Source organism: Longimicrobiaceae bacterium, from assembly GCA_035696245.1.
Classification (GTDB): domain Bacteria; phylum Gemmatimonadota; class Gemmatimonadetes; order Longimicrobiales; family Longimicrobiaceae; genus DASRQW01.
Window position 1 is genome coordinate 1 of sequence record DASRQW010000311.1, and the last position, 19,494, is coordinate 19,494.

Genomic DNA, 19,494 nt, shown 5'->3' on the forward strand with positions numbered 1-19,494 from the left:
AGACGGGTGGCAGGCACCGCAGTTCAGAGGTGCCGGCCACCCGGCTCCGGAGCGGTGCGCCCGAAGCGCATCCAGCCCGTCAGCCGCGGGTCGTCACGCATCGCGCGAAGGCCGGCACAGCAAACCCTCCGGCGACACTCAGCCCGTGGCGCCGTCGCCGTGGATGACGAGCGGGCGGCGGTCCAGGCGCGCCTCGGCGGCCTCCAGGAACTCGCGAATGTCGTGGGGGCGCACGGTGAAGTCGCCCAGCTTGCTGCGGTGCGGGCCGTGCCAGTCCGAGCCGCCGGTGGTGAGCAGGCCCAGCGTGCGCGCCGCCGTTTCGAACAGGAACGCGTCGGCCGGCGGCGTGTTGGGACGGTAGCACTCCACGCCGTCGAGGCCCAGCTCCGCGAACCCCCGGATCTCCGCGTCGAACAGGTCCAGCGGCGGGTGCGCCCACACGGCCAGGCCCCCGGCCCCGTGGATGGTGTCGATGGCCTCGCGCACCGACGGGAACTCGGTGCTCACGAAGGCGCTGCCGCCGTCGCGCAGGTACAGGTCGAACGCCTCGCCGTAGTAGCGCGTGTGGCCCGCCGCCAGCAGCGCCCGCGCCAGGTGCGGCCGCCCGATGGAGGCCGCCTCGGGTCCCGCGGCGGCGACCACGGCGTCGAACTCGATGGGGATGCCCTGCTCCTGCAGGCGCCCCACCATCCGCCGCATCCGGTCCTCGCGCCGCAGCACGGAGCCGCGCTGGTGCCGCTGGACGGGCTCGGACGCCGCGTCCACGAAGTAGCCGAGGACGTGGATCTCGGCCGCGCCGTGGCTGGTGCTGATCTCGATGCCGGGGATCACGCGCACGTTCAGCCCGCCCGCGGCCTCCAGCGCCTCGGGGACGCCGGCGGCGGTGTCGTGGTCGGTGATGGCGATCAGGTCCATCCCCGCCGCGTCTGCCGCGCGCACCACGGCGCCGGGCGCGAGGTGCCCGTCGGAGGCGTGGGTGTGGATGTGGAGGTCGATCCGCTTCATGGGGTCCGCTGGAATAAAGTCCACCGCCGGGCGCTGGTCCCGGCGGTGATGAGCCGCGTGCGGCCGATTGGCTGGCGAGAGATGCCGTTTCGATGGATGCGCATCGTCCGGTCTCCGCGACGGCCGTCCGGCCATCGCAGGCATCGGACCAACACGCGTCCGCTCCGTGGAAGTACCACGCGGAGCGCGGAAGGTGCCCTTTCGGAGCGGCATGCGGCGCCGCGCATCTCCCGCTCCCCCGCCGTTCCGAACCGTCGGGAATCGGCACGGCCGCGGGAAACGGCAGATGCGCATCAACCTACGTTAGCCGCCGTGCGGAAGCGAATCGGAATCGTGCATGCTCGGGCGCGTCCATAGTCGAGGCGCTGCGGACACGGGATGGGCCGAGGCATCCGTGCGGCGGAAAGTCTCGGATGCGATGAATCGCATCCCTACCGTCGGACGGCTCCGTGCGAGGCCGGGACCGCTGCCGCGCGGCGGTTCGGCGCGCATCGCCGGGCGACGGAGGATGCGAGAAGCCCCCGCCACTCCGGAGAGCGGCGGGGGCCTCTTCGTTCATCTGCCGGAACGGACGCCTACGCGGCCTGGGCGTGCTCGGCCAGGACAGTGACGACGTTGCCGACCACCTGGAGGAACCCGCCGTCGACGGTGAAGACGGAGGTCGTGCCGCCGCTGGTGATGCGCAGGCGGCCGTTGCCGAGCAGCGCCATGAGCGGCGCGTGGCCGCGCAGGATGCCCAGCTCGCCGTCGTACGCCGGCGCCACCACCTGGTCGGCGTCGCCCTCGTAGACCGTCTGCTCGGGCGAGAGCACCGACACGTGCAGCGCGCCCGTGCCCGCGGCGCCGGAGGGGGCCGCCATCAGGCGCCCGCTTCCAGCTTGGCGGCCTTGGCGACGGCGCCCTCGATGCCGCCCACCATGTAGAAGGCCTGCTCGGGCAGGTTGTCGAACTCGCCGGCCACCACGCGCTCGAACGAGGCGATGGTGTCCTCCAGCTTCACGTACTCGCCCGGCGTGCCCGTGAACTGCTCGGCCACGAAGAAGGGCTGCGACAGGAAGCGCTGGATGCGGCGGGCGCGGCCCACGATCACCTTGTCCTCCTCGGTCAGCTCGTCCATGCCCAGGATGGCGATGATGTCCTGCAGCTCCTTGTAGCGCTGGAGGATGCGCTGCACCGAGGTGGCCACGTCGTAGTGCCGCTGGCCCACGTACTGGGGGTCCATGATGCGGCTGGTGGAGTCGAGCGGGTCCACCGCCGGGTAGATGCCCAGCTCCGAGATGGCGCGCGAGAGCACCGTCGTGGCGTCCAGGTGGGCGAAGGCCGTCGCGGGCGCCGGGTCGGTGAGGTCGTCGGCCGGCACGTAGATGGCCTGCACCGAGGTGATGGAGCCGTTGCGGGTGGAAGTGATCCGCTCCTGCAGCTGGCCCATCTCGGTGGCCAGCGTGGGCTGGTAGCCCACGGCGCTGGGCATGCGGCCCAGGAGCGCCGACACCTCGGAGCCCGCCTGCGTGAAGCGGAAGATGTTGTCCACGAAGAAGAGCACGTCCTGGTTCTCCACGTCGCGGAAGTACTCCGCCACGGTGAGGCCCGTGAGCGCCACGCGCAGGCGGGCGCCCGGCGGCTCGTTCATCTGGCCGTACACGAGGGCCACCGAGCTCTCGGCCAGGTTCTCCTCGTTGATCAGCTTGCTCTCGATGAACTCGAGCCACAGGTCGGTGCCCTCGCGGGTCCGCTCGCCCACGCCCGCGAACACCGAGCGGCCGCCGTGGCCCATGGCGATGTTGTGGATGAGCTCCTGGATGACCACCGTCTTGCCCACGCCGGCGCCGCCGAAGAGGCCGATCTTGCCGCCCTTCACGTACGGGGTGAGCAGGTCCACCACCTTGATGCCCGTCTCCAGGATCTCGGCCTTGCTCTCGAGGTCCACGAACTTGGGCGCCTCGCGGTGGATGGCCCAGCGCAGCGCGCCGGCCGGCATGGCGCCGCGCTCGTCAACCGGCTCGCCGAGGACGTTGAGGATGCGGCCCAGGGCGTTGGCGCCCACCGGCACGGTGATGCTGCTGCCGCTGTCCACCACCTCCATGCCGCGCACCACGCCGTCGGTGGCGCTCATGGCCACCGCGCGCACCTGGTTGCGGCCGATGTGCTGCTGCACCTCGAGCGTCACGTCGATGGCCGCCCGCCCCTCGGCGGCCGGGTAGGCGATGCGCACGGCGTTGTAGATGTCGGGCAGGGTCTCGAACTCGGCGTCGATCACGGGTCCGATGACCTGGACCACCTTGCCGACGTTCGCGGCGCCGGCCGGGACGGTGGCCTTCTCGGGGGCAATGGCTGCCATCTATCTGTCTCCTTGTCGGTGTTCCGTCGCTAATCCAGCGCCGCAGCGCCGCCGACGATCTCGGCGATCTCCTGCGTGATGGCGGCCTGCCGGACCCGGTTGTAGGTCCGCGTCAGGGCTTCGAGCATGTCGCCCGCGTTGTCCGTGGCGTTCTTCATGGCCGTGCGCTGCGAGCCCTGGAAGCCCGCCGCGCTCTCCACCAGCGCGCGGTACACGCTGTTGCGCACGTACAGCGGCAGGATGGCGCCAAGGATCTCGTCGGCGCCGGGCTCCAGCACGTAGTCGACCGCCGGGCCCTTCTCGGCCCCTTCCGGCGTCTGCACCGGGAGGAGCTGGAGGGTGGTGGGTGGGGTGCTGAGCGCCGAGTTGAACTTGGCGTACACCAGGTGCACCGCGTCCAGCTCGCCGCGGGCGAACTCGTCCATGAGCGTGCCCACGATGCGCTCGGCGTCGGCGGCGCCGGGGCGGTCGCCGATGTCGGTGATCTGGGTGCGCATGGGCTCGCCCAGGAAGCGGAAGAAGGAGACGCCCTTCTTGCCCGCCACGTGCAGCTCGGTGTGGGCGCCGCTCGCGCGCAGGTCGCGCAGCAGGCCGCGCGCTTCCTTGATCAGGTTGGTGTTGAAGGCGCCGGCCAGGCCGCGGTTGGCGGTGAGCAGCACCACCGCGGCGCGGCCCACCGTCTCCGGCTGCCGCAGCAGCGGGTAGCGCGCCGCCAGCTCCGGGGTGAGGATGCGGCGGATCACCTCGGTCAGCTTCTCGGCGTACGGGCGCGCCGCCTCCACGCGGTCCTGCGCGCGCTTCAGCTTGGACGTGGCCACCATCTCCATCGTCCGCGTGATCTTGCGCGTGTTCTGGACCGAGCGGATCCGGCCCTTCAGTTCTCTGGCCTTGGCCATGTCGTCTCGCTAGTTGTGCGGGCGGACGCTGCTCAGTAGCTCTGGCGGGCGCCGGCGGCGTTCGCCTCGGGGCGCTGGGCCAGCTGCAGCTGCTCGTCCGACATGTGGCGGTCGGCGTCGGTCTCGTTCAGGATCGCCGAGTTCGCGTAGGTGTCGGTGCCCACCGGCGAGTGCGGGTCGGCGAAGAGCTGGGCGTAGTGCTTGATGGCCTCCACCAGCGCCTTCTCGGTGTCGGCGCTCAGGTCCTTCGCGTCGCGGATGGCGGCCAGGACCTGGGGGTGCTGCGCGCGCAGGTAGACGTGGAAGTCGCGCTCCCACACCCGGATCTGCGCCACGTCCACCTCGTCGAGGTAGCCGTTGGTCAGCGCGTAGATGATCGCGACCTGGTGCTCGACCGGCATGGGCGAGTACTGCGGCTGCTTCAGCACCTCGACCGAGCGGGCGCCGCGCGCCAGCTGGCGCTGCGTGACGGCGTCGAGCTCGGAGCCGAAGGCGGCGAACGCCTCGAGCTCGCGGTACTGCGCCAGCTCGCCCTTGAGCTTGCCGGCCACCTTCTTCATCGCCTTGACCTGCGCCGCGCCGCCCACGCGCGACACCGAGATGCCCACGTTCACCGCCGGCCGCACGCCCGAGTAGAAGAGGTTCGACTCGAGGAAGATCTGGCCGTCGGTGATGGAGATCACGTTGGTCGGGATGTACGCCGACACGTCGCCGGCCTGCGTCTCGATGATGGGGAGCGCGGTCAGCGACCCGCCGCCCATCTCGTCCGAGAGCTTGGCCGCGCGCTCCAGCAGGCGCGAGTGCAGGTAGAACACGTCGCCCGGGTACGCCTCGCGGCCCGGCGGGCGGCGCAGGACGAGCGACATCTGGCGGTACGCCACGGCCTGCTTGGAGAGGTCGTCGTACACGCAGAGCGTCGCCTTGCCCTTGCCGGCCTCGTCCTTCGTGTACATGAAGTACTCGGCCAGCGCGGTGCCCGAGTACGGCGCGATGTACTGGATCGCGGCCGAGTCCGAGGCCGAGGCGGCGACGATGATGGTGTAGCCCATGGCGCCGGCGTCGGTCAGGCGCTGCACCACGCCCGCGATGGTCGAGTTCTTCTGGCCGATGGCCACGTACACGCAGACGACGTCGTTGCCCTTCTGGTTGATGATCGCGTCCACCGCGATCGCCGTCTTGCCCGTGCCGCGGTCGCCGATGATCAGCTCGCGCTGGCCGCGCCCGATGGGGATCAGGGCGTCGATGGCCTTGATGCCCGTCTGCATGGGCTCCTTCACCGGCTGCCGCAGCACGATGCCGGGCGCCACGATGTCCACCTGGCGGCGGCCCGCGGGGTGGATGGGGCCCTTGCCGTCGACCGGCTCGCCCAGCGGGTTGACCACGCGGCCCAGGAACTCGGGGCCCACGGGGATGTCGAGCACGCGCGTGGTGCGGCGCACCTGGTCGCCCTCCTGGATCCCCGTCCAGTCGCCGAGGATCACGGCGCCGATGTTGTCCTCTTCCAGATTGAGCGCCAGCGCGGTGACCACGGCGCCGGTGTGGCGGGCGGTGATCTCGAGCATCTCGCTGGCCATGGTGCCCATGAGGCCGTAGATGCGGGCGATGCCGTCCTTGACCTCGAGGATCTCGCCGATCTGCTCGCCGCGGAGGTCCTCGCGGTAGTGCTCGATCTCGCCGAGCAGGACGCTCTTGATCTCGCTGGCGCGGAGCTGGGTGTCAGCCATCTTGTATGTCCTTTCCCTTCCAGCGGGCGCTGGTGGTTGCTTGCCGTGGTTCTAGTACCGCGAGGCCGGCGCGGGGCGCCGCCCTGGAAAACTTCGCTTGCGCCGGGGCGTCAGACCGCGGCGGCGTGCTGCGGCAGCTCGGCGGCCAGCATGCGGCGGCGCAGCTCCTGCGCGCGGCGCCGCACCGACCCGTCGAGCACCTGGTCGCCCACGCGCACGACCACTCCCCCCACCAGCTCCTCGTCCATCGTGAAGGTGGGCACCACGGCCACGCCCAGCTTGGCCTCGAGCGCCCGGCGGATCTCGCCCTGCAGCGCCTCGTCGGCCGGGGCGGCGAGCGTCACCGACACGCGGGTGCGGCCTTCCAGCCGGTCCACCAGGTCCGAGTACGCGTCGGCGATGTCGGGCAGCAGCGCCTGGCGGCGCTTGTCTACCACGATCTCCACGAAGCGCACGAACAGCTCGGGGGCGCGGCCCTCCAGCGCGGCCCGCAGCGCCTTGCGCTTGGCGGCGGGGGCGATGCGGGGCGTCTCCAGGAAGCCGCGCACCTCGGGCTCGGCGCGCAGCAGCGCGGCCAGCCCCGTCGCGGCCTCGAGGAAGGCGTCCACGGTGGCCCGCCCGCCGTTGCGCTCGGCCAGCGCGAGCAGCGTCCCGGCGTAGCTGCGGGCGACGATCTGCGAGCGCACGGCTCAGGCCCCCGTCGCGGCGGGAAGCCGCTCGACCTGCACCTGGCCCAGGTAGTCCAGCACCATGCGGCGGTTGTCCTCGGTGGCCAGGCTGCGGCGAACCAGCTTCTCGGCGGCGGCCATCGCCAGGTCCACGGCGTCGCGGCGCACGGCCTCGAGCGCATTCTGGCGCTCGGACTCGATGTCGCGGTGCGCGCGGGCCATCAGCTCCTCGCGGTCACGGTGCGCGGCGGCCACGATCTCCTCGCGCACGCGCTCGCCCACCGCGCGGCCCTCGGCGATCGCGTCCTGCGTGCGCTGCCGCGTCTCCTCGAGCAGGCGCTCCTGCTCCTCGCGCAGGCGGGCGGCCTCGGCGCGGTCGCGCTCGGTGGCCTCGGCCAGCTCGCGGATGTGCGCCTCGCGCGCGTCCACGGCGCCCAGGATCGCCGGGTAGGCCGTCCAGTAGAGGATGGCCAGGACGAGCACGAAGATGACGATCGTCCAGATCATCAGGCCGAAGCTCGGGTCGAGCAGGCCGCGCTCCTGCGCGTGCAGCGGGGCGGCGGAGCCGAGGACCAGGGCGGTGAGAACCGCGAGATAGCGACGCATCGGTTTCTGTCGAGTAAGAAGGTAGTCCCGGACGCGGCGGGGATGGTCCCCGCCGCGTCCGTATCGCTGTCCTAGTGCGTGACCGCTTTCAGGATGCCGCTCTGGATCAGGAACGTCACCACGATGGCGAAGAGGGCCGCGCCCTCCACGAGGGCCGCGAGGATCAGGCCGCCCGTCTGGATCTGGCCGGCGATCTCGGGCTGGCGGGCCATACCCTGCATGGCGCCCGACCCGATGAGGCCGATGCCGATGCCGGCACCGATGACGGCCAGGCCGGCGCCGAGGGCGGCGCCCATCAGGCCGTTGCTGAGGAACATGTTCGCAGTCTGCATGAAAGTCTCTCCGGACGGTGTGCGATGGTTCGTTTCGGGCACTGCTCCGGCCCCTCGTGGGACCCGGGCGCTTCCTCGGCGGCGTGCCGCCCGCGCCCTCCCCGGGAGCCCAGCCCCGGGTACTGTGCGACGGGGGCGAGCACTCCCCGCCGGCGCGGCGCTCGGGGCGGCCGCGCGTGCCCTGCCATCCATCTCAGTGGTGCGCGTGCCGCATCATCCCGATGAACACGCTGGCCAGCAGGGCGAAGATGAACGCCTGCAGGAAGCCCACGAAGATCTCCAGGAAGTTGAGCGCGATCGCCATCAGCAGCGGCGGCCCCGCCAGCCAGAGGCTCTGGAAGACGAAGATCAGCGAGATGATCGCCAGCAGCACCACGTGCCCCGCGACCATGTTCGCCATGAGGCGGATGGCCAGCGCGAAGGGCTTGGTGATCTTGCTCACCACCTCGACCGGGGTCATGATGAAGAACATGAGCACCCGCATGGGGAGCGCCAGGTCCTTGTTCCAGTAGAAGATGGTGCCCAGGTACGCGGTCCCCATCGCCATCATGCCGGTGACCTCGATGATGATGAAGGTCATGATCGCCAGCGCCGCGGTGACCGACACGTTGGCCGTGGCGGTCGACCCGCCGGGCACCAGGCCCAGCAGGTTGGCGAAGAGCACGAAGAAGAAGAGCGTGACGATGAAGGGCGCGTACTTCTCGCCGTGGTCGATGTTGCGCATCACCACGTCGTTGCGGATGAAGAGCACCAGCGCCTCGAGCGCGTTGTGCCGGCGGCCCTGCGTGCGGCCGGCCGGCGCGCGGCGCGCGGCCGCGGCGGCCATCGACACCAGCAGGATCGTGAGCAGGCCCGCGACGCCCAGGTACACCACGTGCCGTGTGGGCGTCATGTCGATGGAGCCGACCATCCAGGACCCCGGCGCCGGCAGCTCGTAGTGCCCGTGCGTGAACGGGATCTCGACCTCGCGCGAGTCGAGGATGTGCTCCATGAAGTCGACCTCGTCCTTCTTCCCGTGCTCGGCGCCCTCGGCGTGCAGCTCGCGCTCGGCTGTGGTGGCGCGGTGCTCCGCGGCGGGAGCCTCCTGCGCCTGGGCGAGCGTGGCGACGGGCGCCGGCGTCTGCGCGGCGGCCGTCTGCGGGGCGCCCGCGAGGGCGAACAGGATGGCGATGCTAGCGATCATCAGAGCTTCTTCTTGTGGTCGGCCGCCAGGAGCACCGGCTCCAGCAGCGTTGTCACGAACAGGACCGTCACCATGGAGAAGAGCGTGGGCGCCGCGGGAAGCCCCGCCGCCGGCAGCACCAGCAGCGCCGTGAGCACCACCAGCGCCAGCCGCCCCATCATCCCCACCCCGTAAACCAGCAGCCCCTTGCCGGGGAAGAGCGCCGTGAGCACGGCGAACGCCACCACCTGGAACACGCATCCCAGCGCCGCTCCCGCCATCACCCCGCCGAAGCCCGAGGGGGCCGCCATGACGCGCCCGGCGAGCACCACCACCACCGCCACCGCCACGCACCAGGCCGCGAACATCGCGTCGCGGCGGATCACTTACGCCCTCCGCCGCGGGGAGTCAGGCGGGTGTAGATGGACCAGAAGCTGGCGCCGAAGCCCAGGAACACGCCCAGCAGCAGGAGCCAGGGCGCGGTGCCCAGCCGGGCGTCCAGCCACTGGCCGCCGAAGAGGCCGGCCAGGATGCACCCCACCAGCTGGAAGCCCGCTCCCATCATCTCGCCGCCGCCCGGGCCCTGCCCCGGAGACCTGGGCGGGCGCGTGGGATCTGGTGCCATTTGCGCCTTCGCGGAACGGGTGCCGGGCTTGATGGTGCCCAATATAGGAGCTTGTGAAATTTTTCGCAAGCTCGTGCGCGGACAGTCCGGCGGGGTTGCTTGACGCTGCCGTTTTGGGGCCTCTATCTTGCGTTTTCCAGCCGCCGCCGCGCCTTCCGCAGCGGCCCGGGACCACCCGCCGCCGGGGCTCCACGCATGCGCAAGCCCGCTCTTCCCCTCCTTCTCGGAGCGTTCCTCATGGCCTCGCTCGCCGGCTGCGACCCGCCCGCTCCCGGCCCCGAGCCCGCAGGCGCGCCCGCCGCCTCGGCCCCGGGCCTGGCGACCTCCATCCAGGTGAAGACCTTCCCCGACAGCGTAAGCTTCGTGCTGAGCGCCACCAACACGGGCGCCGAGCCGGTCGCGCTCACCTTCCCCAGCGGGCAGAGCTTCGACTTCACCGTGCTGCAGGGCGAGCGCGAGGTGTGGAGCTGGGCCCGCGGGCGCATGTTCACGCAGGCGGTGCGCAGCGAGATGCTGGCGCCGGGCGAGACGCGCTCGTGGGAGGCGTCGTGGCGGCCGGAGCCGGGGCTGCGCGGCCGCCTGACGGCGCGCGGCCGGCTTACCGCCCTGGGCGTCTCGGCCGAGCGGTCTACCTACTTCGACCTTCCCTGAACGCGCCGGCCGTGAGCCGCGACCCGGCGCGCCCGCTCGTCGCCCCGTGACGCCGCCCGACGACGGGGCCGCGCCCGGCGGGCTGCGCGCTCTTCTGGGGCGCCTGGGCCGCCGCGCGACCGACGCCGTGGCGGGCGACGAGGGGCAGATCGTGGCCCCGTCCGACCGGCCGCTCGACGAGCACCGCCGCCAGATCATAGACCGGGTGCTGCACCTGGACGAGGCCCGCGCGTGGGACGTGATGACGCCGCGCGTGGACGTCTTCGCCTGGCCCGCGCGGCTCACGCTGGCCGAGATCGCGCCGCAGCTGGGCACCGTGCGCTACTCGCGCATCCCCGTGTACGGCGACACCATCGACGACGTGGTGGGCGTCCTCTACGTCCGGGACGCGTACGGCGCCCTCATCTCCGGGCAGCGCGACGTGCCGCTGGGCGAGCTGGCCCGCGAGCCCTTCCTGGTGCCCGGCAGCATCCCGCTCATGAAGCTGCTGCGCGACTTCCAGGCGCGCCGCATCCACCTGGGCGTGGTGATCGACGAGTACGGCGGCACCGACGGGCTGGTCACGCTGGAAGACATCCTCGAGGAGATGGTGGGCGAGATCGTGGACGAGACCGACGTGGAGGAGCAGCCCATCGTGCGCGTGGGGCGCAACGAGGTGGCGGTGGAGGGCTACGCGGACCTGCGCGAGATCAACCACTTCTTCAACACCAGCTTCCCGCAGCTGGAGCACCGCTCGTTCAACGGCTACGTGCTGGACGAGCTGGGCCACGTGCCCCGCGCGGGCGACGAGCTGGTGCGCGAGGGCATCCGCATCCGCATCGTGGACGCGTCGGACACGCAGGTGCTGCGCGCGCACCTCTTCCGCGACCACCCGGCGGAGGACGCTGAGTTGGGAGATGCGGATTCGGGAGATGCGAACCACGGCGGGCCGGCAGATGGAGCGACGTCCGCCGAGAACATCGGGAAGAAGCGGAGTGGCCGTGGCGCGCACTGATCCACCGACGATATCGGACGTGGTCTCCGCCGCGCGCCGGCTGCGCGGCGTCGTTCGGCGGACGCCGCTGGAGCGCTCGGCCGCGCTGTCGGAGATCGCGGGCTGCGACGTGTGGCTGAAGATGGAGGGGATGCAGCGCACCGGCTCGTTCAAGCTGCGCGGCTCGTACAACGCCGTCGCGCTTCTTTCGGCGGAAGAGAGGGCGCGGGGGCTGGTGTCGGCGTCCGCCGGAAACCACGGGATGGGGCTGGCGCTGGCGGCGTCTTCCCTCGGCGCCCGCGCCACCGTCTTCGTGCCGGAGGACGCGCCGGAGACCAAGCGGCGCCGCATCGCCCGCTGCGGGGCGGAGCTGCGCACCGTGCGCGGCGGGTACGACGACGCGCACCACGCGGCAGAGGAGCACGCGCGCTCGGCCGGCGCGACATTCGTGAACGCGTACAGCGACCCGGACGTGGTCGCCGGCCACGGCACGGTGGGACTGGAGGTGTTCGAGGAGCTGCCGTCCGTGCGCACGCTGCTCCTCCCCGTGGGCGGCGGCGGGCTGATCGGCGGCGTAGGGCTGGCCGCGCGCGCGCTCGGCCCGGGCGTGCGCGTGGTGGGCGTGCAGAGCGAGGAGACGTCGGCCATGCACGCGTCCCTCGCCGCCGGTCATCTCACGATCCCGCCCATGGGGCCCACGCTGTGCGAGGGGCTTTCGGGCGAGACGGACCAGCGCAGCCTGGACCTCGTCCGCCATGTGGTGGACGACGTCGTGCTGGTGAGCGAGGCCGCGGTGCGCCGCGCCATCCGCTGGCTGTACGTGGAAGAAGGGATCGTGGCGGAAGGATCGTCCGCGACGGTGGCGGCGGCGCTGCTGGAAGGCGTGGCCGCCAATCTCGCCGGGCCCGTGGCCGCGGTGCTCACCGGAAGCAACATCGACGCTCCGCGCCTGGCGGAGATCCTATCGGAATGACGTGATGGCGACGATACTACCGTTCGCGGGAATCCGGCCCCGCATCCACCCCACCGCCTTCATCGCCCCCACCGCCACGGTGATCGGCAACGTGACGGTGGAAGCGGAGGCGAGCGTGTGGTTCGGCGCCGTGATCCGCGGCGACGAGCCGGAGCACGAGATCCGGGTGGGCGCCCGCACCAGCATCCAGGACAACGTGGTCCTGCACGTCAGCCAGCGCGGGCCCACCATCATCGGGCCCGAGGTGACGGTGGGGCACGGCGCCATCCTGGAGAGCTGCGTGGTGGGCCGGGGCGCGCTGATCGGGATGAACGCGACCGTGCTCCAGGGCGCCGAGGTGGGCGAGCAGGCGCTGATCGCCGCTGGCGCCACGGTGGGCGACGGCGCCAGCATCCCCCCGCGCACCATGGCCGCGGGTACGCCCGCGCGGGTCAAGAAGGAGCTGGAGGGCGAGTCGCTGGGCTGGATCCTCAACAGCGCCGGCCACTACGTCGACCTGTCGCGCCAATACCTGCGCGAGGGCATCGGACGCGTGGACGGGTGGACGGACGAGGAGTGAGCGGATGCAGCTTCTGCCTGGCGGTTGAAACCGCGGCAACGACTGCGCAAAGTCCCCCTGCGGGGACTAACCCCGAGGCTCTATCCGCGCTGAGGTGCGGGCACGCAGCGAAGCCCAACCCTCTCCCGCTGGCGGGGGAGGGTGCGAGCCTAAGCGAGCGGGAGGGGGCATTTCCGAGCTCGCGACCGACAAACGATGAGCGGCGGGCAGAATGACGGCGAGAAAGATTTCCGACGAATGCGCGCGGCGCGACCTGACAAACGGCCGGGAGGGGGACGAGGGATGACCGACGGAAGCATGGGAGAGCTCCTGCGCACGCTTTGCGACCTCCCGGGGCCCACCGGCCAGGAGGAGGCGGTGACCGACTGGGTCGCGCGGGACTGGGAGGGGCGCGGGGAGATAACGCGCACCCCTGTCGGCAACCTGCTGCTGCACCTGCCCGGCCCGGGCCCCCGCGTGCTGATGGCCGCGCATGCCGACGAGCTGTCGCTGATCGTGCGCTCCATCACCCCCGAGGGCTTCCTGCACGTGCTGCCCGGCGAGCGCGACCACTTCGCGGGGCCCGCGTTCCTCGGCGCGCCGCTCCGCATCCTTGCAGACGGCGGCCCTGTCCCCGGCGTGTTCGCCACGACCACCGGGCACGCGCTCACCGCGGAGCAGAAGGAGAAGAACCGCCTGTCGTGGGACGACGTGTTCGTGGACTGCGGCATGACGGCGCCAGAGGTGGCGGCGGCCGGCATCCGCATCGGGACGCGGATGGTGTGGGACCCCGGGACCCGGAAGGTGGGGCGGCTGCTGATGGGCAAGGCGATGGACGATCGCCTGGGCGTGGCCGTGCTGGTGGAGGTCGCCCGCCGCGTGGACCCGGCGCGCCTGCGCTTCGACCTGACGCTCGCGCTCACCGTGCAGGAGGAGATCGGCATGGTGGGCGTCGCGAGTGTCGCCCGCGGCGGGCGGGAGTACGACGTGGGCTTCATCATCGACAACGGCTTGGCGGGCGACATCCCCACCGTGAGCGACTTGCACGTGCCGGTGCGGCTGGGCGGCGGCCCCGCGCTGGTGCACCGCGACACCTCCGCGCACTACTCGCGGCGCCTGGCGGAGGAGCTTCGCGCGGTGGCCGGGCGCGAGGGCATCCCCGTGCAGGACGCGGTGCTGTACCACTACTCTTCGGACGGGGCGCAGCTCATACGGCAGGGGATGGAGACGCTGCTCGTCGCTCCTCCCATCCGCTACTCGCACTCGCCCTTCGAGGCGGTGGACCCGGCCGACGTGGAAGCCACCGCGCGCCTCTTCGCCGCCTACCTGACCGACGGCGGGGCCGGCACGGCGTGACGCGCCCGGCAGTGGACGTGGTGGTGGTGGGCGGCGGGGTGATCGGCTGCGCGGTCGCCCGGCACGCGGCGCTGGGCGGCCTGTCCGTCTGCGTCGTGGAGCGCGGACAGCCGGGCGCGGAGGCGTCGCACGCGGCAGCGGGGATGCTCTCGCCGCTGGCGGAGGCATCGCACCCGGGGCCTTTCCTCGATCTGCTCCTTCGCGCGCGCGAGGTGTTTCCGGAGATGGCGGACGCGCTGCGCGAGGAGACGGGCGCGGACGTGGGATACAACGACGCGGGCACGCTCTACCTCTCCCTGCGCGAGGCGGACGACGCGGAGCTGGAGGAGCGCTTCGCCTGGCAGTCCGCCGCGGGGCTGCCGGTCGAACGGCTTTCGGGGGATGAGGTGCGGGCGATGGAGCCCGCCGTCTCGCCCTCCGTGCGATCGGCGCTGCGCTTCCCCGGCGACCACCAGGTGGAGAACCGCATCCTCGCCCGAGCGCTGTGGGCGGCCGCGGCGCGGGCGGGTGCGGGCTTCCGCCTTGGCGCGGATGCGGTCGCGCTGCTGCGGGATGGCGACCGCGTCGCGGGCGTGGAGCTGTCGGGGGGCGAGCGCATCGCCGCGCGGCAGGTCGTGATCGCGGGGGGATGCTGGGCCGGGCACCTCGCAGGTCTCCCCCGCCCCGTGCCGGTGGAGCCCGTGCTGGGCCAGCTTCTCGCGCTGGAATCCATCCCCCCCATCTTCCGGCACGTCGTCGACTCGCCGCGGTGCTACGTGGTGCCCCGCAGCGACGGGCGGCTGATCGTGGGCGCCACGGTGGAGCACGCGGGCTTTCGTAAATCCGTCACCCCTGCCGGCCTGCGGATGCTCATCGACGGTGCGATGGAGGTGGCGCCGTCGCTCTCCAGCGCGCCCGTGGCGGAGACGTGGGCCGGCCTGCGCCCCGGCACGCCCGACGGCCAGCCGATCCTGGGCCGCGACCCGGACGTGGACGGCCTGGTCTACGCCACCGGCCACTTCCGCAACGGCATCCTCCTCGCCCCGCTCACCGGCCAACTCATCGGCGACATGCTGCTGGGCCGCGCCCCATCCACCGACCTGGCGCCGTTCGGCATCTCACGCTTCGGAGCTGCACACGGGCCCGACCCTGCATCCATCGCGTGATGATGCATCGATCCGGGGTTTCCTGCCGGCCGCGGATAACGACGCCGGAAATCGCGGTGTAGCCAGCACCGCCCTGGCGCGTGAACGCGCGGGCTGCGGTGGCGCGAAGACCGCTTCGGGGCCTGCTTCCGAGAGCTCGTCTCAGGTCGCCCGCTTCTGCGGAAATCCACCTCGCACGTCCCTCCAATCCCCCCGGCGCGTTCGATGAGCCACCGGTTCCAGTGCACCTCAGGCGTCGCCGGCTTCTTCCTCGCTCGCGCCGTAGCGCGCGGATGCACACGTGAGCGAGCGAGTGGACACGCCCGCGCCGGCGGGCCTGCCCAGCATCGGCATCTCCGCCCTGCACTGATGGATCGCGGCTCCTCCTTCCGCGAATCCCGACGCGTTCTCAGCGGCGCATCTCAACTCCTACGCTGATCGATCCCCGTCATCCTAATTCGGTACATTGCGATGTCGATTCCGAGACTCCGAATTTTGGCTCAGGCCTGCGTGCTCCCGGCGCTCGCCGGTGCGTGCGGGCATGCGACGCCCACGCCGCAGCGGCTCGCGCCGGTGGGGTGCGAGGCGGGGTGCGGCGACACTGTGAAGGTGCAGTTCCTGGGTGCGGCGGGATTCCTGATCCGCCACGGGGACGACGCGGTGCTCACGGCGCCGTACTTCTCCAACGCCAGCTTCGTGCAGACGCTGCTCGGGCGCGTGCGGCCGGACAGCGGGCGAATCGCGCGGGGAATGGCGATGATGGGCGGCGACACGGCCGGCATCCGCGCCATCCTGGTGGGCCACGCGCACATCGACCACCTGATGGACGTGCCCGACATCGCCCTGCGCTACCTTCCGGGCATGCCCATCTACGGCAGCGGGACGATGAAGAACGTGCTGGCCGCATCGCCCGTGCACCCGCGGTTGCGCGTGGTGAACGACAGCGCGGGCACCGACCTGGTGATGGGCCGGTGGATCTATCCCAAGGCCGAGCCCGGCATCGCCACCGGCACCGCTGCGGACAGCACTGTGCGATTCATGCCCATCGCCGCGCGGCACCCGTTCCACGCCTTCCGTGCGGTCAAGCTCTTCCGCGGCCACGCCGACACGCCGTACGTGCGCCTGCCGCGCACCGCGAGGGAGTGGAAGGAAGGCAACCTCTACGCGTACGTCATCGAGTTCCGCGACCCGCGGCGCGACAGCACGCTGTACCGCATTCACTTCTCCGACGCCCCGGCGTGGCGGCACGAGGGCTTCCCCCCCGGGGCGCTGGGGTCGCGGTACGACCTGGCCCTGCTCTGCGTGGGCGGCTACCACGACGTGCGGCCGGACCACGACGTGCCCACCGAGTTCCTGCGCACCATCCGCCCGCGCCACGTGATCCTGGGCCACTGGGAGTCGTTCTTCAGCGAGCAGAACCGGAAGATGCGCCCGATCCCCACGCTCAAGCTGAACAACGTCTACATCCCCCGCGTGGTCCGCGCGATGGGCGGCGACGCGAACGCCTACACCCTCCCCGAGCCCGGCGACAGCGTCAAGCTCTGCGTCTGCGGCGGCAAGCGCGGCGCCCTCGCCGTTCCTCCGCCGTCGGGCTGAGACGGATCCGGAGAATCGGTGCGGCCGGCATCGCCCTGGCGACTTAGCCGCGGGCTACGACGGCACGAAGCCCACCTGGATGGGCTGCCGTGGACGCGGCCGCGCTTCGCCGCGTGCTGGAGTGCTCGCCCGTGGGCACCCCGGCTCGGGCTCCACCTTCACGCTTACGCTCCCGCTGGCGTAGCCCCTCCGCGTAAGCGTCCGACGACAATCCTCCGCGATACCTGGTCGGCGGCGCGGCACGGCTCGCCCACTTCACACCACGGTGATTCATGAGAACATCCCGGCAGATCCCATTCGTGCTCTTCATCGTCCTGCTCGGCGTGCTCTGGGCGATGAACCCCCGCATCGAGCAGCACCGGCGGCCGTTCGCATCACAGGCCGCCCGGGCGTTCAGCCAGGAGCACAAGGTCCTCTCGTTTCTGGGCTTGAAGGAGGACGACAGCGACGACCTTCTCTACCACGATGCGAAGGTGTTCTCGTACACCACGCTTCACGGCCGGCTGGTGAGCTTCGGGATTGCGGGAAAGGTGTTCGCGAGGGACTACCGGCAGGTGATGGAAGACATCCATCAAGACGAGCTTCGGACGCGCGAACGGGAGCAGACGCCCGTGGAGTAGCGCATCCATACGCGGGACCATGGCGCGCGGGGGAGACGGATTCGCATCCGTCTCCCCCGCTGCTTTTCACGGCCGATCACGCTGCCTCCACTCCCGATCGAGCCGATCCGTCCCCGTGCTCAGCCCGGCGTCCCGCGCTGGTGCGGAGCCCGGCGTCGTCAGGAGCCGCCGCCGGGCTGGCCGGGAGGAGAGGCCTGGGTGGGCTGGCCGGGCCGTGCAGGCGCGGTGTCGTTGGCCACGGTGCCCTGGCCGCGCTCCGGGGACTGGCCCGCACCCTGCGCGTCGGGGTTGCCGTTCTGGGCCTTGCTCCCCGCCTCGCACGCGGCCAGCGCGAGCCCAGCGGCAAGGGTCAGGATGGGCACGAATCTCAGCTTGCGCATGGTCATTCCGTCGCTGTCGTGATCGTCGCCGGCGGCCTGGCTGTCGGCCGCCCGGATGTGCGCACCAGCGCCAGAACCGTTCCACCGCGGGCCGATCCGCGCCGGCAACGCCGATCCTGCGGCGGCTCGCACGCACCCGCCAGGTCCACGCACACACAGCAGCCGCGCGACCTTCGTCGTTCCCGGACGATGCGGCCTCGTGGGCTGTTGGCGCGCTGCGGGCGGCCGCGTGAAAGCGTTGTACGCCGATGATCCCCCACCGATACTGTGGAAGCCGCGAGCCAGCGGTCTGCCGAGCATGTGACGGGCGGCGCAATCGCGGCGATCTACGTCCGCTTTCGCGTGGCATGCCGCGCGTGGCCCGGACCGCAGCTGCATCCCCACCCCCACCGCATGGAGACACGATGAGCACAACGGCCAGGAGCGTGAACGCGTGGATCTCGGTAGACGAGGACCACCCCGACGGCACGAGCTACACGTCACCGGAAAGCTGCTACCAGGCGATGGTGAGGTACGGGGTGTACCGGTCGCTCGACATCCTCTGCATCTGCTGGGTGCACACGCTCCCCACCGGCGCCCACACGGTGCCGCAGGGCGACGGCCGCACGATCACCGTCGGCCTCGGCCTCGGCGGGCATCATCCCGGCGGGCTCACCAGCCAGGACTACATGGATTGGGTGATCCGCGATGCGCGCAAGGTCAATCCCGGAATCAAGATCCTGGCGACGCTGGGCTTCGAGGGGCAGGAGATCGAGCGGATCTTCAACCCCGATCCCGACACGTGGCAGCAGGCGGCCGATGCCTTCGCCGCCAACCTCATGGCATACGTGGAGAGATACCGGCTGGACGGCTTCGACGTGGACTGGGAGCAGGGCCTGGCGAGCGATACCGGCCCGGCGAAGTTAGCCCTGGTCCTCAACGCCGTCCGCGCCGTCTTCGACGCACAGCCGCGCAAGTACCTCCTCACCCTCTCGCCGGACCAGCCGGACCACCTCGAACCGGCGGCGGTCAACCGCACATGCGATTTCGTGAACCTGCAGATCTACAGCGGGCACACCTGTCCGGAGGATTTCGTGAGCGCGGGGATCGACCAGCGCCTGCTGGCCTACGGGGCCAAGTTCGAGGCCGTCGACGAAGGCACGCCCTATTACCAGACGGCGCAGGAGGCGGCGAGCTTCGACTGGGGGGACGGGTGCCAGAAGACCCGCCGGGAGTACGACGTCATCACCCAGTGGCGGATCAACTCGGGCAACTTCCAGTTCGAGCAGGCGCAGCAGATGATCCTGTACCAGCTCGTGCACGGCGTTCCCCGGCCGGGGTTCGACGACGCGCCCATCGCGGGCGCCGCAGGCAACCCGCCCATCACCCAGCTCCTGGTGCGCGCGGGCGACGTCCTGGACGCGGTGCAGACCCTGAGCACGGGCACGTGGGAAGGCATGCCGATGCCGTACGAACTTCCCCAGCACGGCGGCGACGGCGGCAGCCCCCACACGGTCTCCATCCCCGCGGGCGACGCGCTCGTGAAGATCTCGGGCTACACGGGCGGCTGGTTCGGGTGGGACTGCGTGCTGCAGATCACGCTCACCACGCGCAAGGGGGTGATGTTCGGCCCCTTCGGCAGCATGGCGAACAGCTACGACGCCACGCCGTTCACCTGCGCCGCCCCGCCAGGCCAGTCGATCGTGGCCCTGAGCGGCAGCATCGTACACGTGCCGCGCGCCAGCGGCGGCCCCACCGACGTCGTCGCCAGCCTCGCCGCGACCTACGCCTGACCTCGCCGTGCGCTCCCGCTCCGGCAAAGCAGCGCGCTATCGGCAGGCGGAATCCCTACATCACCAATCCGAAGACGCCCGCAAAATCGCACAAGCGCTTACGCTGCAAGCAGTTCTCCCCTCTCCCGCTTGCGGGGGAGGGGCCGGGGGAGGGG

General features: G+C 71.4%; 21 protein-coding genes. 9 read left to right on the forward strand and 12 right to left on the reverse strand.

The features are described 5' to 3' along the window. Positions 1-138: 138 nt before the first annotated feature. The 11 genes from VFE05_14600 to VFE05_14650 form a co-directional block, all read right to left on the reverse strand. Positions 139-1,005: a PHP domain-containing protein gene (locus tag VFE05_14600; GenBank protein HET6231299.1), complete on the reverse strand. Its 867-nt coding sequence runs from the start codon at positions 1,003-1,005 to the stop codon at positions 139-141. Between the two features lie 575 nt (positions 1,006-1,580). After that, positions 1,581-1,865, reverse strand: a complete 285-nt coding sequence (locus VFE05_14605) for a F0F1 ATP synthase subunit epsilon (GenBank protein HET6231300.1) — start codon at positions 1,863-1,865, stop codon at positions 1,581-1,583. Further along, complete coding sequence (gene atpD / locus VFE05_14610) at positions 1,865-3,343, reverse strand: F0F1 ATP synthase subunit beta (GenBank protein HET6231301.1); 1,479 nt, start codon at positions 3,341-3,343, stop codon at positions 1,865-1,867. The genes VFE05_14605 and atpD overlap by 1 nt, the downstream gene beginning before the upstream one ends. Before the next feature lie 29 nt (positions 3,344-3,372). Then, positions 3,373-4,239 carry an ATP synthase F1 subunit gamma gene (atpG, locus tag VFE05_14615; protein HET6231302.1) on the reverse strand — a complete coding sequence of 289 codons (867 nt, stop codon included), beginning with the start codon at positions 4,237-4,239 and terminating at the stop codon, positions 3,373-3,375. A gap of 32 nt (positions 4,240-4,271) precedes the next feature. Continuing rightward, a complete protein-coding gene (gene atpA / locus VFE05_14620) occupies positions 4,272-5,963 on the reverse strand; it encodes a F0F1 ATP synthase subunit alpha (protein HET6231303.1) in 1,692 nt (563 codons plus the stop codon). A 110-nt stretch (positions 5,964-6,073) separates the two neighbouring features. After that, complete coding sequence (gene atpH, locus VFE05_14625) at positions 6,074-6,649, reverse strand: ATP synthase F1 subunit delta (protein HET6231304.1); 576 nt, start codon at positions 6,647-6,649, stop codon at positions 6,074-6,076. Positions 6,650-6,652: 3 nt separating this feature from the next. Then, positions 6,653-7,237 (reverse strand): F0F1 ATP synthase subunit B, encoded by a 585-nt coding sequence (gene atpF, locus VFE05_14630; GenBank protein HET6231305.1) that lies wholly within the window; start codon positions 7,235-7,237, stop codon positions 6,653-6,655. 71 nt (positions 7,238-7,308) lie between these two features. Further along, positions 7,309-7,569: an ATP synthase F0 subunit C gene (locus VFE05_14635; protein ID HET6231306.1), complete on the reverse strand. Its 261-nt coding sequence runs from the start codon at positions 7,567-7,569 to the stop codon at positions 7,309-7,311. A gap of 193 nt (positions 7,570-7,762) precedes the next feature. Next, on the reverse strand, positions 7,763-8,752 hold the full coding sequence (gene atpB, locus VFE05_14640; GenBank protein ID HET6231307.1) for a F0F1 ATP synthase subunit A: 990 nt from the start codon (positions 8,750-8,752) through the stop codon (positions 7,763-7,765). Then, a complete protein-coding gene (locus tag VFE05_14645) occupies positions 8,752-9,117 on the reverse strand; it encodes a hypothetical protein (GenBank protein HET6231308.1) in 366 nt (121 codons plus the stop codon). Before VFE05_14645 ends, atpB begins: the two co-directional genes overlap by 1 nt. Beyond that, the gene (locus VFE05_14650) at positions 9,114-9,356 is read right to left on the reverse strand and encodes an AtpZ/AtpI family protein (protein ID HET6231309.1); all 243 of its coding nucleotides are present in this window, start codon (positions 9,354-9,356) and stop codon (positions 9,114-9,116) included. Before VFE05_14650 ends, VFE05_14645 begins: the two co-directional genes overlap by 4 nt. A gap of 237 nt (positions 9,357-9,593) precedes the next feature. Between VFE05_14650 and VFE05_14655 the strand changes: the two genes are divergently transcribed. From VFE05_14655 to VFE05_14690, 8 genes are all read left to right on the forward strand, one after another. Then, entirely contained in the window at positions 9,594-10,007 is a 414-nt protein-coding gene (locus tag VFE05_14655) for a BsuPI-related putative proteinase inhibitor (protein HET6231310.1), read from the forward strand. A 46-nt stretch (positions 10,008-10,053) separates the two neighbouring features. Beyond that, a complete protein-coding gene (locus VFE05_14660; protein HET6231311.1) occupies positions 10,054-11,001 on the forward strand; it encodes a hemolysin family protein in 948 nt (315 codons plus the stop codon). After that, positions 10,988-11,953 carry a threonine/serine dehydratase gene (locus VFE05_14665; GenBank protein HET6231312.1) on the forward strand — a complete coding sequence of 322 codons (966 nt, stop codon included), beginning with the start codon at positions 10,988-10,990 and terminating at the stop codon, positions 11,951-11,953. The genes VFE05_14660 and VFE05_14665 overlap by 14 nt, the downstream gene beginning before the upstream one ends. Positions 11,954-11,957: 4 nt before the next feature. After that, the gene (locus VFE05_14670; protein HET6231313.1) at positions 11,958-12,512 is read left to right on the forward strand and encodes a gamma carbonic anhydrase family protein; all 555 of its coding nucleotides are present in this window, start codon (positions 11,958-11,960) and stop codon (positions 12,510-12,512) included. A gap of 282 nt (positions 12,513-12,794) precedes the next feature. Then, positions 12,795-13,847 (forward strand): M20/M25/M40 family metallo-hydrolase, encoded by a 1,053-nt coding sequence (locus VFE05_14675; protein HET6231314.1) that lies wholly within the window; start codon positions 12,795-12,797, stop codon positions 13,845-13,847. Further along, positions 13,844-14,992 carry a glycine oxidase ThiO gene (gene thiO, locus VFE05_14680; GenBank protein HET6231315.1) on the forward strand — a complete coding sequence of 383 codons (1,149 nt, stop codon included), beginning with the start codon at positions 13,844-13,846 and terminating at the stop codon, positions 14,990-14,992. Before VFE05_14675 ends, thiO begins: the two co-directional genes overlap by 4 nt. Before the next feature lie 474 nt (positions 14,993-15,466). After that, positions 15,467-16,567, forward strand: a complete 1,101-nt coding sequence (locus tag VFE05_14685) for a hypothetical protein (GenBank protein HET6231316.1) — start codon at positions 15,467-15,469, stop codon at positions 16,565-16,567. Between the two features lie 272 nt (positions 16,568-16,839). Further along, positions 16,840-17,187, forward strand: coding sequence for a hypothetical protein (locus VFE05_14690; GenBank protein HET6231317.1), 348 nt, complete (start codon positions 16,840-16,842; stop codon positions 17,185-17,187). A gap of 158 nt (positions 17,188-17,345) precedes the next feature. On the opposite strand, the gene VFE05_14695 is transcribed toward VFE05_14690, so the two are convergent. Then, a complete protein-coding gene (locus tag VFE05_14695) occupies positions 17,346-17,567 on the reverse strand; it encodes a hypothetical protein (GenBank protein ID HET6231318.1) in 222 nt (73 codons plus the stop codon). Between the two features lie 404 nt (positions 17,568-17,971). Here VFE05_14695 and VFE05_14700 point away from each other — a divergent pair, with 404 nt between their 5' ends. Continuing rightward, positions 17,972-19,339 carry a glycosyl hydrolase family 18 protein gene (locus VFE05_14700; protein HET6231319.1) on the forward strand — a complete coding sequence of 456 codons (1,368 nt, stop codon included), beginning with the start codon at positions 17,972-17,974 and terminating at the stop codon, positions 19,337-19,339. Positions 19,340-19,494: the final 155 nt, after the last annotated feature.